This is a genomic window from Subtercola sp. RTI3 (assembly GCF_035018625.1).
Lineage (GTDB): Bacteria > Actinomycetota > Actinomycetes > Actinomycetales > Microbacteriaceae > Subtercola > Subtercola vilae.
In genome coordinates, this window is the sequence record NZ_JASJXO010000001.1 from 215815 (window position 1) to 229456 (window position 13642).

Here is a 13642-nt window from a genome sequence, read left to right on the forward strand (position 1 = left end):
GGCCCAGGTCAGACCGCGGGGGCGACGGGCGCCGGTGCTGTCGGGATCAGACCCCTGGCGCGTCGGTGAAGATGGTGAGGGTGGGGGCGGCCGCGAGGAGGCTGCCGAGATCGCTTTTTCCCTCGTCGGTTTCCCGCCAGGCGCGGTACGCCTCATCTGCTTCGATCGAAGCCCAGTGCTCGATGAGCAGAATGTGGGCCGGGTCGTTCACATCGACGACGACATCAACGCCGAGGTTGCCCTCGAACGCCCGAGTGGCTTCGAGAACCGTCGAGATGGCGGCGTGTGCGCCGCTCAGGGCTTCGGGCTTGATCGTGAGGTCGAGCAGGGCGGTTGTGGGCATGGTGAGCTCCTTCGATGGTCACTTCACACTACCTCCGCCTGCCTGATAATGGCTTATGTGACCGATGACCCACTCGTGCCCTGGCCGGTGATCGACGACGACGCCCGGTGCCCGTGCCTCAGCGGCTCACCCTTCGCCGCGTGCTGCGCTCCGTTTCATCGCGGCATCAGCACCGCACCCACCGCCGAACGGCTGATGCGCTCGCGGTACTCGGCCTTCGTGGTGGGTGACGAGGCGTACGTGCTCGCCACGTGGCATCCGAGCACCCGCCCAGCTACCGTGGGCCTCGACCCGGCACACCGCTTCTACCGTCTCGACATTCTTGGCCGAACCGGCGGCGGCCTACTGGAGCACACCGGCACGGTCGAGTTCGAGGCCCGCTTCCGCTTGAACGGCCGCGCCGGTTCACAGCGCGAAAACAGCCGTTTCGTCAAACAGAACCAGAAGTGGTTCTACCTCGATGGCCTGTGACGCCGAACACCTCTACCCAATACCAATAGGGTGAGTGCAGCCGTTCGACGAGGGGAACCCGAATGACACGTGATCAGGTGACCATCATCATCATTGTGATTGCACTGCTCGTTGATCTGAGTGTGCGGGTCGCGGCCATCATCGTTGTTCCACGAAACCGTCGACCCGCCGCCGCCACGGCATGGCTGTTGGCCATCTTTCTCATTCCCTACGTGGGCGTGCTCGTCTTTCTGCTGATCGGCAGCTACAAGCTGCCCAAGAAGCGCCGCGACAAGCAGGCCGCCATCAACAGCTTCATCATCGAGACCACCGACGGTATCGAACTGGTGAGCAACGACCACCCGTGGCCGGCGTGGCTGAAATCCGTCGTGCACCTCAACCGCCAGCTCGGCGCCATGCCACTGGTGGGCGGCAACAGCGCCCGCCTGATCGGCGACTACGAGGCATCCATCGCGGCGATGACGGCTGAGATCGGCATGGCAAAACGGTTCGTGCACTGCGAGTTCTACATCATCGCGCTCGATACCGTGACGAGCGACTTCTTCGCCGCACTCGAGGCCGCGGTGAAGCGCGGGGTCACCGTGCGGGTGCTTCTTGACCACATCGCGTCGATTCGCACGTCGACCCACCGCGCCACCTTCAAACGTCTGACCGACATCGGTGTGATCTGGCAGTTCATGCTGCCCGTGCAGCCGTTGAAGGGCAAATGGCAGCGACCCGACTTGCGAAACCACCGCAAACTGCTGGTCATCGACGGCCTGGTGGGCTTCATGGGGTCGCAGAACCTCATCGACCGCAGTTACAACAAAAAGAGCAACATTCGCCGCGGCCTGCAGTGGCAAGACCTCATGACACGAGTCGAAGGGCCCATCGTCACCGGCATCAACGCCATCTTCATCACCGACTGGTACAGCGAGACAGACGAACTGCTCGACCGCGAAACGTCGCCGATTCGTGAAGAGGCCGTCAATTCGAATCCGGATGCCCTCGACTGTCAACTCGTGCCGAGTGGCCCCGGCTTCGAAGGTGAGAACAACCTGCGGCTCTTTCTCGCATTGATGTACTACGCGCAGAAGAAGGTCATCATCACGAGCCCGTACTTCGTGCCCGACGATTCGATGCTCTACGCCATCACCACCGCCGCCGAGCGCGGAATCCACGTCGAACTGTTCGTGTCGGAGATCGGCGACCAGGCAGGCGTTTATCACGCGCAGCGTTCGTACTACGAGGCACTGCTGCGCGCGGGAGTGCACATCTGGCTCTACGAGTCGCCCTACATTCTGCACGCCAAACATTTCACGATCGACGATGACATTGCCGTCATCGGGTCGAGCAACATGGATATTCGGTCGTTCAACCTCGACCTCGAAATCTCGCTCATGGTTCGCGGCGCAACCTTTGTGAACGAGATGCGCGCAGTCGAAGACGGCTACCGTGCCCGCAGTCGTGAACTCACTCTGACCCAGTGGATGAAGCAGCCGCTGCGCTCAACCATCCTCGACAACCTCGCCCGCCTCACCTCGGCGCTGCAGTAGCCAACGAGTCACCCGAACTGGGGGTTACCGCAGTTCTTCCCCAGTATTACCCCCGTTTCGGGCACGACCGGCCCGTGTACCCCGTTCGCGTGGCACACTTCGGAACATGTACCCCACCCGTCGAGCTGTTCTGATCGGGGCCGCCTGGAGCGTTCCCGTCATCTCACTCGCTGTGGCGACCCCGGCGTCGGCCGCCAGCGGTGGAGTCTCCCAACTGTCGCTCGCTTCGTCGTCGCCGAAGCTTCAGGGCATGCCATCGGGCGGAGGCACTGCACCCCTGATCGTCTCATTCGCCGAGGTCGGCGGTGCGCCCACGACGGGACCCGCATCGGTGTGGGTGACCCGCCTGAACGGCGCGAACGGCTACCCGACCGTCACAGACGAGCTCGTGAATGGAACGAACCCGGACTGGACCGTGTCGAGCAGCCCCACTCACCACGTGCTGACCTACACCGCGATCATCCCTGCAAACGCCGACTCCACGGGCTTCACCGGAACCTGGAATGTGATGTCAGCGGCACCGACCTCCGGTTTCTCAACGGCTACCCTTGTCGGCAACGATGTCGGCACCAGCACCAGCACCGGCAGCACCGACAGCAGCACCGCGGCGACCAACGAGGTCACCATTCCGTTCTCGATCACCAACACGGTGAATCTCGGTACCGCGCGAGCGTACGCCCTCATCGGTCAATTGGCGCTCACCGACGACGGCACTTCGACATTCGATGGTGCGATCGGATTCGATCCTGGCGCCGCCCTTACCGGCTTCTCTCCGGCGGCACAGACGCAGTACGGCACTGAGAGTCAGAACTCCCAGGCCACCCGTGATGCCCATGCCGCCTTCGCTTCGGCACAGTCGATGACGGCGACACACGCCTTGCCCGGCCAGCTCGGCGCCGCCGTCATCACGCCCGGCGTCTGGCACTCGGTGGCCGCCCTCGGCCTCACGGGCAACCTCACCTTCGATGGCGGTGGCCAGTCGAACGCCGTCTTCATTCTGCAGTGCGATGCCGCCATCACCACCGCTGCCGCGAGCACCATGTCGCTTGTCAACGGCGCCAGGGCCGCCAACATCTTCTGGGCGATCGGCGCTGCCACCACACTCGGCGCAGGATCACTGTTCATTGGTACCGCGCTCATCGGTGCTGCTCTCACCGTCGGTTCGGCCAGCCGCATCGAGGGCCGGATGCTCACGCCGAACGCTGCCGTCACACTGGCGTCGTCAACGATCACAGTGCCGCGGTAGGGTCTTTCAGCTCAGTGCTCTCGGCTCGTGCCGTGCTGTCGGCGCTCTCGGCTGCCGTGACCGGTATCGTGGGCGTCAGACGGCCGTTCGCAATGAGAGCGCCTACTACAGGCGCATCCTCTGAGTAGCTGCCGTGGTAGTAGCCATAACCCCGGCCTCCCGCACCCTTCGTCGGAACCCTGTTGAGCACGACGCCGAGTGTGCGGCCACCACCCATGCTGATTCCGGCGAGAGCACGTTCGAGTTCGTCGGTCGTGGTGCGACCCGCCGACACCACGATGATGGCGCCGTCGGAGATCGCGGCCAGAATGGCGGCATCTGTCACGGGCAGGAGCGGTGGGGCATCCACGAGCACAATGGCGTCGAGTGCCAGTTCACGAAGCAGCGTGGTCATTCCGTGCGACCCGAGCAGCTCGCTCGGGTTCGGCGGAATCGATCCAGCCCCCAGTACCCGCAGATTTCCCCGCTCACCCCACGGTTGCAACACATCGTCGAGTTCGGCCGAGCCGATGAGGAGGTCGGTCACGCCAACGCCGCCGACCACGTTGAACGTCGAAGCGACCATGGGCTTTCGGAGATCTCCGTCGACAACCACCACCTTCTGGCCGGCGGCCGACAACGCCACAGCCAGGTTCGCCGTCACCGTCGATTTGCCGTCGTTCGGCGAGGGGCTCGAGATCACGATGATGCGAGGCGGGCTGTCGACGCGCATGAACCGCATGTTCGTGCGCAGCTCGCGAAAAGCTTCAGCCAGAGGGCGGCTCTGTACTGTGACGGAACCCGCGTGAATACCACCCGTCTCCGAGACGATGCGATTCTCGTCGGTGAGTGCTGCGTCTTTGGGCAACACCCCGATGACCGCGAGTTTGAACTGCTGCTGAATCGTCGCCGCTGTGCGAATGCGTCGGTCGAGAACATTGCGCACCATTGCATAGACAATTGCCAGCACGAGCCCGATCAGGGCGCCGATGATCACCGATAGACGTACGTTCGGAAAGATCGGCTGGGTCGGAGCCACAGCCGACTCCACCGGTTCGAGAAACGTCACTGCCGCGACGACCGTGCTGCCGGCCTGCTGAGTGACGGCTTTGTTCTCGAGGGTGGCGATCTGGGTGGTCAGACCCACGATCCAGGCGTCGGCGAGCTTCTTCGCCTCGATACCGCTTGACGCACGGGCTGTGACGTTGATGGTAGGGGTGTCTTTGATGTTCGTCACGGTGATCTCGGCCGCGACAGTCTCGGGCGACGCCGTCAGCCCGAGGGCAGTGATCACAAGCTGGGCGACAGCGCGCGACTCCCCCACCGCCACGTAGGTGGTGGCCTTCGATTTCGCCAGCGCATCAGACGCGACGGTGTCGCCGATCGAACCGTCAGACATCAGCGTCACGATGCCACTCGAGTTGGCGGTGTACACGCGCGTCTGGGCGAAAGTCCACCCGAACGCCGCCGCGGCCCCCAGCAGAGTGATTGCAACGACGGTCACCCAGTGGGCTTGAAGAACGCGGATGTACTCCTGAAGTGAAATGGCGACCTCTGCCTGTTGGCTGAGCAGTCTACGCGCACCACACCCCCGATCGGGTTACAAATTCACTACCGGCGACTACGGAGAAGCGTGAACGAGCGATCGCGCACGATGAGGGTGGTGACCTCACCTTCCACCGTCTGGCCGGGATCGCTCGAGAGCGCGAGGCTCCATTCGTTCAGCGGCGCGGCAGGAACAGTGAACTCGACTCCGTTCGAGGCGGAGTTGAGCAGCAGTGCGAAAGCGTCGGCACCCTCGTGTTCGAAGACGAAAGTGATCGTGCGGGCATCCGGATTCGTCCAGTCATCGTCGCTGAAACCTTCGGCGTCGGAACGCAGAACGCGAACCGTGTTGGGGCCACCCACCTCAGGTGCCTGCCTGAACCAGGCCGGGTGCAGCGCCAGATTCTGCTGTCGCAGCGCGATCAGCTGCTTCGTGAACTCGAGCAGCTCGGTGTCGGCATTCTGCCAGTCGAACCACGAGATCTCGTCATCGTGGCAATAGGCGTTGTTGTTGCCACCCTGGGTGCGGGCGATCTCGTCGCCGCCCAGCAGCATGGGAACACCGGCCGAGAGCAGAACGGTCGCGAGAAAGTTGCGTCGCTGCAGGTCGCGCCGCTCGTTCACCTCTTCGTCGTCGGTGGGGCCTTCGGCACCCTGGTTCGACGACTTGTTGTCGCTCTCGCCGTCGTTGTTGTCTTCACCGTTCGCCTCGTTGTGCTTCTCGTTGTACGACGTGAGGTCGGCCAGCGTGAAGCCGTCGTGGGCGGTGACGAAGTTGATGCTCGACAGCGGCGAGCGGCGATCGCCCTCGTACACGTCGGGGCTGCCGAGAACGCGCTGCGAGAGGGTGCTGAGCACGCCGTCGGCGTCGTTCCAGAAATCGCGCACATCATCGCGGAACTTGCCGTTCCACTCGGCCCAGTCGGCCGGAAAGCCGCCCACCTGATAGCCGGCTGTATCCCACGGCTCGGCGATCATCTTGACGGGCGCGAGCACAGGGTCTTGCTGAATCAGTGTGAGGAATGCGCTGTGCAGCTCGGCATCGCCGCCCTGCCGGGTGAGGGTGGTGGCGAGGTCGAAGCGAAATCCGTCGATGTGCATCTCGGTCACCCAGTAGCGAAGCGAATCCATGATGAGGCCGAGAGCGGTCGGGTGGCCGACGTTGAGGCTGTTGCCGGTACCTGTCGTGTCGAAGTAGGCGCCCCGGTCATCCTGAACCAGGCGGTAGTACGCCTCGTTGTCGATGCCCTTGAATGACAGGGTTGGGCCCATGTGGTTGCCCTCGGCGGTGTGGTTGTAGACCACATCGAGAATCACCTCGAGGCCGGCCGCGTGAAACGCCTTCACCATCTCTTTGAACTCGGCGACCTGGGCTCCGCCGTCGCCACCGGCCGCATACTCGCCGTGCGGTGCGAAGAAGCCGATGCTGTTGTAGCCCCAGTAGTTGCGAAGGCCCTTTTCGAGGAGGTGACTGTCTTGCACGAACTGCTGAACGGGCATCAGCTCGACCGCGGTGACACCGAGCTCAGTGAAGTACCGGATGGCCGCAGGGTGGGCCATACCCGCGTACGTGCCGCGAATGTCTTCGGGAATCTCGGGGTGCAGCTTGGTGAAACCCTTCACGTGCGTTTCGTAGATGATGCTCTCGGAGAGCAGTGTGCGCGGGGCTCTGTCGTCGCCCCAGTCGAATGAGGGGTCGGCGATCACCGAGCGGGGGGTGGAGTCGGCTGAGTCGGTGGGGTCGAGCTCGTCGGGGGCATCCATGTTGTGGCCGAACACGGCCTGGCCCCAGGTGTAGTCGCCCTCGATAGCGGTGGCGTGCGGGTCGAGCAGCAGCTTGTGCGCGTTGTGGCGGAGGCCCTCTTCGGGGTTCCACGGGCCGTCGACGCGGATTCCGTAACGGGTGCCGATGCCGGCGCCCTCGACGATGCCGTGAAAGACGTGGCCGGTGCGCTCCGTCAGCCGCGTCTTCGTCTCGGTGCCGTCGTCGGCGAACGAGCAGAACTCAACGGAGTCGGCGGTCTCGGAGTAGACGGCGAACGAAATACCGCCGTCGAGCAGGGTCACGCCGAGCGGGTACGGAAGGGAACGAGGAAAGACTGTGGGCATGAGCACCATCATGACCGACAGAGGCGTCGGCGCACCGATCTGCAGCTGGGGCTTGACGAAGGCCTCGAAAACCCTCATTCTCGGCTGGTGCCAGTGCGCGCGAGACAGTGTGCACGAGACGGTGTGCGAAGCAGCAGTAAGAACGATTGGAGCATCGTGTGACAGAACCGTTCGTTCCCGTGTCGCTGTCGCCCTCGTCAGCTCCGGGTGCCCTCCCCAGCCCCTGGCCGGCACTCGCCGCCCTCCGGCTGCCCTCGACCGTGGCCGAGGCGCTGGCGTTCGCCGAAGAGCTCAGCCTCCAGCGGGCCGTGCCCGGAGACGGCCGCACCCGTGAACTCTTCGAGGCCCTCGGCACCCTGGCCTGCCACGACCTCGCGGTCGCTCGCGCCGCCGAACCGCACCTCGACGCGCATGCCATCCTCCGCCAGTCGGGAATCGACCCGGGGGCGCGCGGAACGTGGGGTGTCTTCGCGTCGGAGGGCGGCGAGCCGCTCGTCGTTGAGCGCTCTAACGACACGTGGCAGGTCACAGGCACGAAGCAGTGGTGTTCGCTCGCGGGTCAGCTCGACATGGCCCTTGTCACCGCAACTGTCGCGCCTGAGGCCGGCTCGGGCGGGTCTGGTTCGGGCAAGTCTGGCTCGGGCGGGTCTGGTTCGGCCACCGGCCCCGGCGAGCGCCGCCTCTTCGGCGTGCGGCTACGCGATCCGGGCATCACCGTCGAAAGGGGCGCCTGGCACGCCCGCGGTCTCACCGAGGTCGAGAGCGGCCCCGTGCACTTCGACCGCGTCGATGCCCTGCCGATCGGCGCCCCCGGCTGGTACCTCGAGCGGCCCGGCTTCTCCTGGGGCGCCATCGCCGTCGCAGCGTGCTGGTTCGGAGGCGCCGTAGGGCTCGCCCGCACGCTTTTCGAAGCAGTCTCCCCCAGCGCCAGCCCGTTCGCCCTCATGCACCTCGGCAGAGTGGATGCCCTGCTCGAAGACTCGCGCCGCGCCCTGCTCGAGGCGGCCGAACGCATCGACGACGGCCGCGCGACCGGGCCAGAGGGCCGCCTGCTCGCCAAGCGAGTGCGGGCAACGGTCGCACGGGCATCCGAAGAGATTCTGCTGCGCGTGGGGCACGCCCTCGGCCCGGCCCCGCTCGCCCTCGACGCCGCTCACGCCAAACGTGTCGCCGACCTGACCCTCTACCTGCGCCAGCACCACGCCGAGAAAGACGACGCTTCGCTCGGCTCCACGGTCGCGGCGCTGGGCACTCCGCCATGGTGAGCTTCGACGCACGCCTGCCCGGTACTTCGGTCGCCGACTGGGTGGCGGATGCCCGACTGCACACACTCCCGGCGTTCACCCTCGACGGATTCGCGCACCTCATCGTTCTCGCCGCCCACCCCGACGACGAGACGCTCGGTGCCGGCGGCCTGCTCGCCGAGGCCTTCGCCCGCGGCATCCCCAGCACCGTGGTCATTGTCACCGACGGCTCGGCGTCGCACCCGCGCTCGCCCACCGTCTCGCCCGAGGCCCTCGCCCGTCTCCGCGCCGCCGAGGTGCGTGCCGCCGTCGCCCTGCTCTCCCCCGCCGCCGAGGTCGCACTCCTCGACTTCGCCGATGGCTCCCTCGACCGCCAGCTGCCCGCCATCCGCGCCGCGCTCGCCGCGCACCCGGCCCTCGCTACACACACCGGCCCTACCCTGCTCGCGGCTCCGTGGCGCGGCGACGGCCACCGTGACCACCGGCTTCTCGGCGAGCTGGCGGCAGAGCTCGCCCGCGAGCGCGGCCTCACACTCGTCGAGTACCCGATCTGGCTGTGGCACTGGGCGAACCCCGGTCACCCCGACACCCCGTGGACCGGTCTCGTCGCGCTCCCCCTCGGCGACAGCGTTCGTGCGGCGAAGCAGAACGCGATCCGTGAGCACCGCAGCCAGGTCGAGCGGCTCTCGCCCGCCGACGGCGACGAAGAGCAACTTCTGGCCGAGTTTCTGCGGCACTTCGACCGCGGTGACGAGATCTTCGTGCGTTCCGAACATCCGGAACCGAAGCCCGGCGTGGCCCACCCGCCCACTCGCACAGCCCTCCCCGGCACCTACTTCGACGACACCTACGCCCGCCGGGCCGATCCGTGGGGGTTCACCACCCGCTGGTACGAACGGCGCAAGCGCGCCGTGACCCTGGCCGCCCTGCCGCGCGAACGGTATGCGAACGCTCTCGAGATCGGCTGCAGCATCGGCGTTCTCACCCACGACCTCGCCGCCCGCACCGACGCGCTGTTGGCCATAGACATCGCCGAAGCCGCCGTCGAGCGGGCACGCGAACGGCTCGCCGGCGAACCCCACGTCACCGTCGAGCTCGGTGACGCCGCCACCGCATTCCCAGCCGGACGCTTCGACCTCATCGTGCTCTCAGAGGTCGGCTACTACTTCGACGCCCCCACCCTCGCCGCGGTCGCCGCAGACATCTTCGCCGCCCTCACCCCCGACGCCACCTTTGTCGCCTGCCACTGGCGCCACCCTGTCACCGACTACCTGCAGACCGGAGACCACGTGCACACCGTCATCGCCGCCCAAGCCGCCCGGGCCTCCTGCACCCGCCTCGCGCACCACATCGAAGCCGATTTCGTGCTAGACGTCTACTCGCCGAACCCGCGGTCTGTGGCAGCCGAAACGGGCTTGGCATGAGCGCCAGGGTTCCGGATGCCCACCCCCGGCCGTTCGCCACATCCCGTCTGCCAGCTTCCCCCAGCCCGTTTGCGCCTGTGAGGTCATTCGCCATTGTCGTTCCCGCTCGCAATGAAGAGCTGCTCATCGCCCAGTGCCTCACAGCCCTTGGCCTCGCCCGCAGCAGCACAGAAGCGAGCTTCGCCGAACTCGGCGCTCCCTGCCCCCACATCAGCATCACCCTCGTGGTCGACAACAGCGTCGACGACACCGCCCGCATCGCCCGCACCTTTCCCGGAGTCGACGTTCTCGAACTCGATCGCTCCAACGTCGGTGTCTCCCGCGCCCTCGGCGTCGCCCACGCGCTCAGGTCGCTGCGGCCTCAGCTGCTTCACACCGCCTGGATAGCCAACACCGACGCCGACTCGGCCGTACCCTCGAACTGGATCACTTCGCAGCTCGCCCTGGCCGCCGCCGGGGCCGACGTAGTCATCGGAACCGTGCGCCCCGACTTCGCCGACCTCACCGACGCGCAGGTCGCCCGCTGGCGGGAGACCCACACCCCCGGCACCGCTAACGGCCACGTACACGGCGCCAACCTCGGCGTGCGCGCGAGCGTCTATGTCGCGGCCGGCGCGTTCGACTCGCTCGCCGAGCACGAAGACGTCGACCTCGTCGCCCGGCTGCGTTCACTCGGCGCTCGCATCGTCGCCTCGGCCGACGCCGAGGTACTCACCTCCGGCCGGCAGCAGGGCCGCACTCCCGGCGGCTACGCCGGTTACCTTCGCAACAACCTGCTCGGCGAGCCCGCTCCGTCGCGCTAGCCGCGCCCAAGCACCCCCGAGCCGCACCGCGCAAGGCTCAGCACGAGCCGGTTTTCCGTCGTACCGTAAAGGGTGACCAGAGCGACCACCCCGAAGAAAACCGCCCCGACGAGCACTGCAACCCGGCGCGGCACTGCCCAGGCCAACAGGGCAACCCCGAGTGCCCAGCCCAGCGAAAGTGCCCAGCCCACCCAGCCGCCCGCCGGCACCACCCCCATCCGCGTGAACGGTTACGCCGACCTGCGCTCGTACGGCGCCATCGGCGACGGCCGCACCGTGGCGCTCATCGCCCTCGACGGCAGCATCGACTGGTTTCCGGTGCCGAACCTCGGCGGCACGCCGGTGTTCGCCCGCCTGCTCGACGAGGCCGACGGCGGCTCCATCGAGCTCACGCCCACCCAGCCGTTCACCACCACCCGCCGCTACATCGAGGGCACCAACGTGCTCGAGACGACGTTCACCACCGACAGCGGGGTCGCCGTTCTCACCGACGCGCTCGTGACCGGCTTCGCGGGCCGCCTGCCCTGGGCCGAGCTCGCTCGCCGGGTCGACGGCGTGAGCGGTACCGTTCGTTTCCGCTGGCGGGTCGCCCCCGGCACCTGTCTCTCGACGGCCTCGCCGTGGATCCAGAAGACCACCCACGGCCCCGTCATCCGTGTCGACTCCACCACCATCGCCGTACGCGGCATCGACCACGGCCCGCGTGGAGGCGGCGACCGCGCTCTGGCGGGCCGCTTCACCACAGCACCGACATCGCGCCACCTGCTCGCCGTCGTCGGCACGGCCAACGAGCCCCTGCACATCCCCGTTCCCGAACTCACCGACAGCGGAATCGAACGCACCGTCTCGAACTGGCAGTTCTGGTCGCGCGAGTTCACCTACGACGGGCCGTGGCCGGATGCCGTTCAGCGCAGCGCCCTGGCCCTGAAGTTGCTCATCTACAGCCCCACAGGGTCGATCGCCGCCGCAGCCACCACGTCACTGCCCGAGAGCTCGCGTGGCGGCAAGAACTGGGACTATCGCTTCGCCTGGGTGCGCGACGCGGCCTACACACTGCACGCGCTCATCCGGTTCGGCCTGCGCGAAGAGACGCACGCCGCCGTGGCGTGGCTGCTGAAGACCATTCGGGCCAACGGCCCCGACCTGCACGTGTTCTACACGCTCGACGGCCAGCTGCCAGAGGGCGTCACCAAGCACGACTCGCCCGGCTGGCGTAACGCCGGGCCCGTGGTCACGGGCAACCCGGCGAGCGGTCAGCTTCAGCTCGGCGTCTTCGGCGACCTCTTCGACGTACTGCGGCTTTATGTTCAGGCCGGCAACGTGCTCGACAGCGAGACGGGCCGCATGCTCGCCGGCATCGCCGACCGCACCTGCGATGCATGGCGAAGCCCCGACTCCGGGCTCTGGGAGCTCGAAGACATCCGGCACTACACCTCCTCGAAGATGAGCTGCTGGCAGGCTCTCGACTGTGCCGTGCAGCTCGCCGAACTCGGCCAGATTCCGGGCGACCCCGCGCGCTGGCGTGCCGAGCGCGGGCTGATCGCCGAGTGGGTTCGGGAGAACTGCTGGTCTGACGAGCGCCACAGCTACGTCGCCTACCCCGGCACCGACGAACTCGACGCCAGCGTGCTGCTGCACACCGTGAGCGGCTTCGACCGCGGCGAACGCATGTCACAGACCATCGACGCCATCCGGTCTGAACTCGGTCGTGGCCCGCTGGTCTACCGCTACTCCGGTGCCGAGGCAGAAGAGGGCACCTTCGTCGCCTGCGCCTTCTGGCTCGCCTCAGCGCTCGTCTGCGTCGGCCGCCATGATGAGTCGATCGCCCTCATGGACGAGCTCATCGGCCTGTCGAACGACGTCGGCCTCTACTCGGAGATGATCGACGCCAGCGACCTGTCGTTCCTCGGCAACATTCCACAGGGCCTCAGCCACCTCGCCCTCATCAACGCGGCCATCACCATCGAAGAGCTCATGCGTTCGATGTGAAGCTCCGCGCCGGCACGCCCCGGCTGTCGGTGTCGAGCGCGAACACCGAGCCCGAGAGCGGATGCTCCCGCAACTGCTGCTCGGTCAGATTCTCTCGCGCGCTCGTCACGAACAGGGTCGAACGCCCCGGCCCCCCGAAGGCCACCGACGTCAGGTTCGGCGCCGGCAGTTCCCGCCGCAACACCTCGTCACCATTCGCCCGGTACTTCACCACCACGCCTTTGCCGTACAGCGCGGCCCAGAAGTCGCCAGCCGCGTCGCGGGTGAGCCCATCGTGCGGCCCATCGTTCAGAAACACGCTCACCTCACCCAGTTCGCCGGTCGCCGAGTAGGGGGCCACGTACACCGTCTCGACACTCGTGTCGGTGAAGTAGATGAGCGACCCGTCGGCCGACCACTCCAGCCCATTGCCCACGCCCACCCCGCCGCACAGCACACGTTGTTCACCACTCGACGTCACCGAGTAGAACGCTCCGTCGGGCTCGCCGGTGGTGAGGTTCATCGACCCGGTCACCCATCGGCCCGCCGGGTCGACCTTGCCCTCGTTGAGCCGCAATCCCGTGTGGGCATGCCGGATGCCCGCCAGCTCCCGCACGATCACCCCCGCCTCACTGACCAGCACCACCCTGTCGCCGAGCGAGACGACGAAGCCGGGCTCGCCGTCGATACTCGCCAGGTGAAACGAAGCGAGCGGTGCGGGCAGCTCGATGTGCCGATCATCCGCCCCACTGACGGCACCGCCGTAGGGGCTGATGTGAAGGATTCCCGATGTGATGTCGCACCAGAGAAGGTCACCCTCGAGGTCGGGGGTACCGGCTTCACCGCCCGCCGCGCGCCACACGAGGCTCTCGCCGAGGATAGCCTTCTGCTCGCGAAAGACCCGAGGTTCTGAAACGAAATCGCCCATCGAACCATCGAACCACACCCGGTGTCAACCGCCCGCAGGCCGACGTG

11 protein-coding genes are annotated in these 13642 nt (G+C 66.6%); 7 read left to right on the forward strand and 4 right to left on the reverse strand.

From position 1 onward, the window contains the following. Nucleotides 1-46: 46 nt before the first annotated feature. Nucleotides 47-343 carry an antibiotic biosynthesis monooxygenase family protein gene (locus QN358_RS01135; RefSeq protein ID WP_323511242.1) on the reverse strand — a complete coding sequence of 99 codons (297 nt, stop codon included), beginning with the start codon at nucleotides 341-343 and terminating at the stop codon, nucleotides 47-49. A gap of 57 nt (nucleotides 344-400) precedes the next feature. Here QN358_RS01135 and QN358_RS01140 point away from each other — a divergent pair, with 57 nt between their 5' ends. From QN358_RS01140 to QN358_RS01150, 3 genes are all read left to right on the forward strand, one after another. After that, nucleotides 401-814, forward strand: coding sequence for a YchJ family protein (locus QN358_RS01140; RefSeq protein ID WP_416351938.1), 414 nt, complete (start codon nucleotides 401-403; stop codon nucleotides 812-814). A 62-nt stretch (nucleotides 815-876) separates the two neighbouring features. Continuing rightward, a complete protein-coding gene (cls, locus tag QN358_RS01145) occupies nucleotides 877-2349 on the forward strand; it encodes a cardiolipin synthase (protein ID WP_136640369.1) in 1473 nt (490 codons plus the stop codon). 106 nt (nucleotides 2350-2455) lie between these two features. After that, complete coding sequence (locus tag QN358_RS01150) at nucleotides 2456-3595, forward strand: ice-binding family protein (RefSeq protein WP_323511246.1); 1140 nt, start codon at nucleotides 2456-2458, stop codon at nucleotides 3593-3595. Here QN358_RS01150 and QN358_RS01155 read toward each other — a convergent pair. Together QN358_RS01155 and glgX are read right to left on the reverse strand one after the other, a co-directional pair. After that, the gene (locus QN358_RS01155; RefSeq protein ID WP_323511317.1) at nucleotides 3579-5147 is read right to left on the reverse strand and encodes a polysaccharide biosynthesis tyrosine autokinase; all 1569 of its coding nucleotides are present in this window, start codon (nucleotides 5145-5147) and stop codon (nucleotides 3579-3581) included. The genes QN358_RS01150 and QN358_RS01155 overlap by 17 nt on opposite strands. Nucleotides 5148-5185: 38 nt before the next feature. Continuing rightward, nucleotides 5186-7306 (reverse strand): glycogen debranching protein GlgX, encoded by a 2121-nt coding sequence (gene glgX, locus QN358_RS01160; RefSeq protein ID WP_416351939.1) that lies wholly within the window; start codon nucleotides 7304-7306, stop codon nucleotides 5186-5188. An 80-nt stretch (nucleotides 7307-7386) separates the two neighbouring features. On the opposite strand from glgX, the gene QN358_RS01165 reads away from it, so the two are divergent. The 4 genes from QN358_RS01165 (at nucleotide 7387) to QN358_RS01180 (ending at nucleotide 12688) form a co-directional block, all read left to right on the forward strand. After that, nucleotides 7387-8493: an acyl-CoA dehydrogenase family protein gene (locus QN358_RS01165; RefSeq protein WP_323511248.1), complete on the forward strand. Its 1107-nt coding sequence runs from the start codon at nucleotides 7387-7389 to the stop codon at nucleotides 8491-8493. Beyond that, nucleotides 8487-9896: a PIG-L family deacetylase gene (locus QN358_RS01170; RefSeq protein WP_323511249.1), complete on the forward strand. Its 1410-nt coding sequence runs from the start codon at nucleotides 8487-8489 to the stop codon at nucleotides 9894-9896. The genes QN358_RS01165 and QN358_RS01170 overlap by 7 nt, the downstream gene beginning before the upstream one ends. Next, nucleotides 9893-10699: a glycosyltransferase gene (locus QN358_RS01175; RefSeq protein WP_323511250.1), complete on the forward strand. Its 807-nt coding sequence runs from the start codon at nucleotides 9893-9895 to the stop codon at nucleotides 10697-10699. Before QN358_RS01170 ends, QN358_RS01175 begins: the two co-directional genes overlap by 4 nt. 222 nt (nucleotides 10700-10921) lie before the next feature. Then, nucleotides 10922-12688, forward strand: coding sequence for a glycoside hydrolase family 15 protein (locus tag QN358_RS01180; RefSeq protein ID WP_323511321.1), 1767 nt, complete (start codon nucleotides 10922-10924; stop codon nucleotides 12686-12688). Here QN358_RS01180 and QN358_RS01185 read toward each other — a convergent pair. Next, on the reverse strand, nucleotides 12672-13595 hold the full coding sequence (locus QN358_RS01185; RefSeq protein ID WP_136640363.1) for an SMP-30/gluconolactonase/LRE family protein: 924 nt from the start codon (nucleotides 13593-13595) through the stop codon (nucleotides 12672-12674). The two genes, QN358_RS01180 and QN358_RS01185, sit on opposite strands and share 17 nt — an antisense overlap. Between the last annotated feature and the right edge of the window lie 47 nt (nucleotides 13596-13642).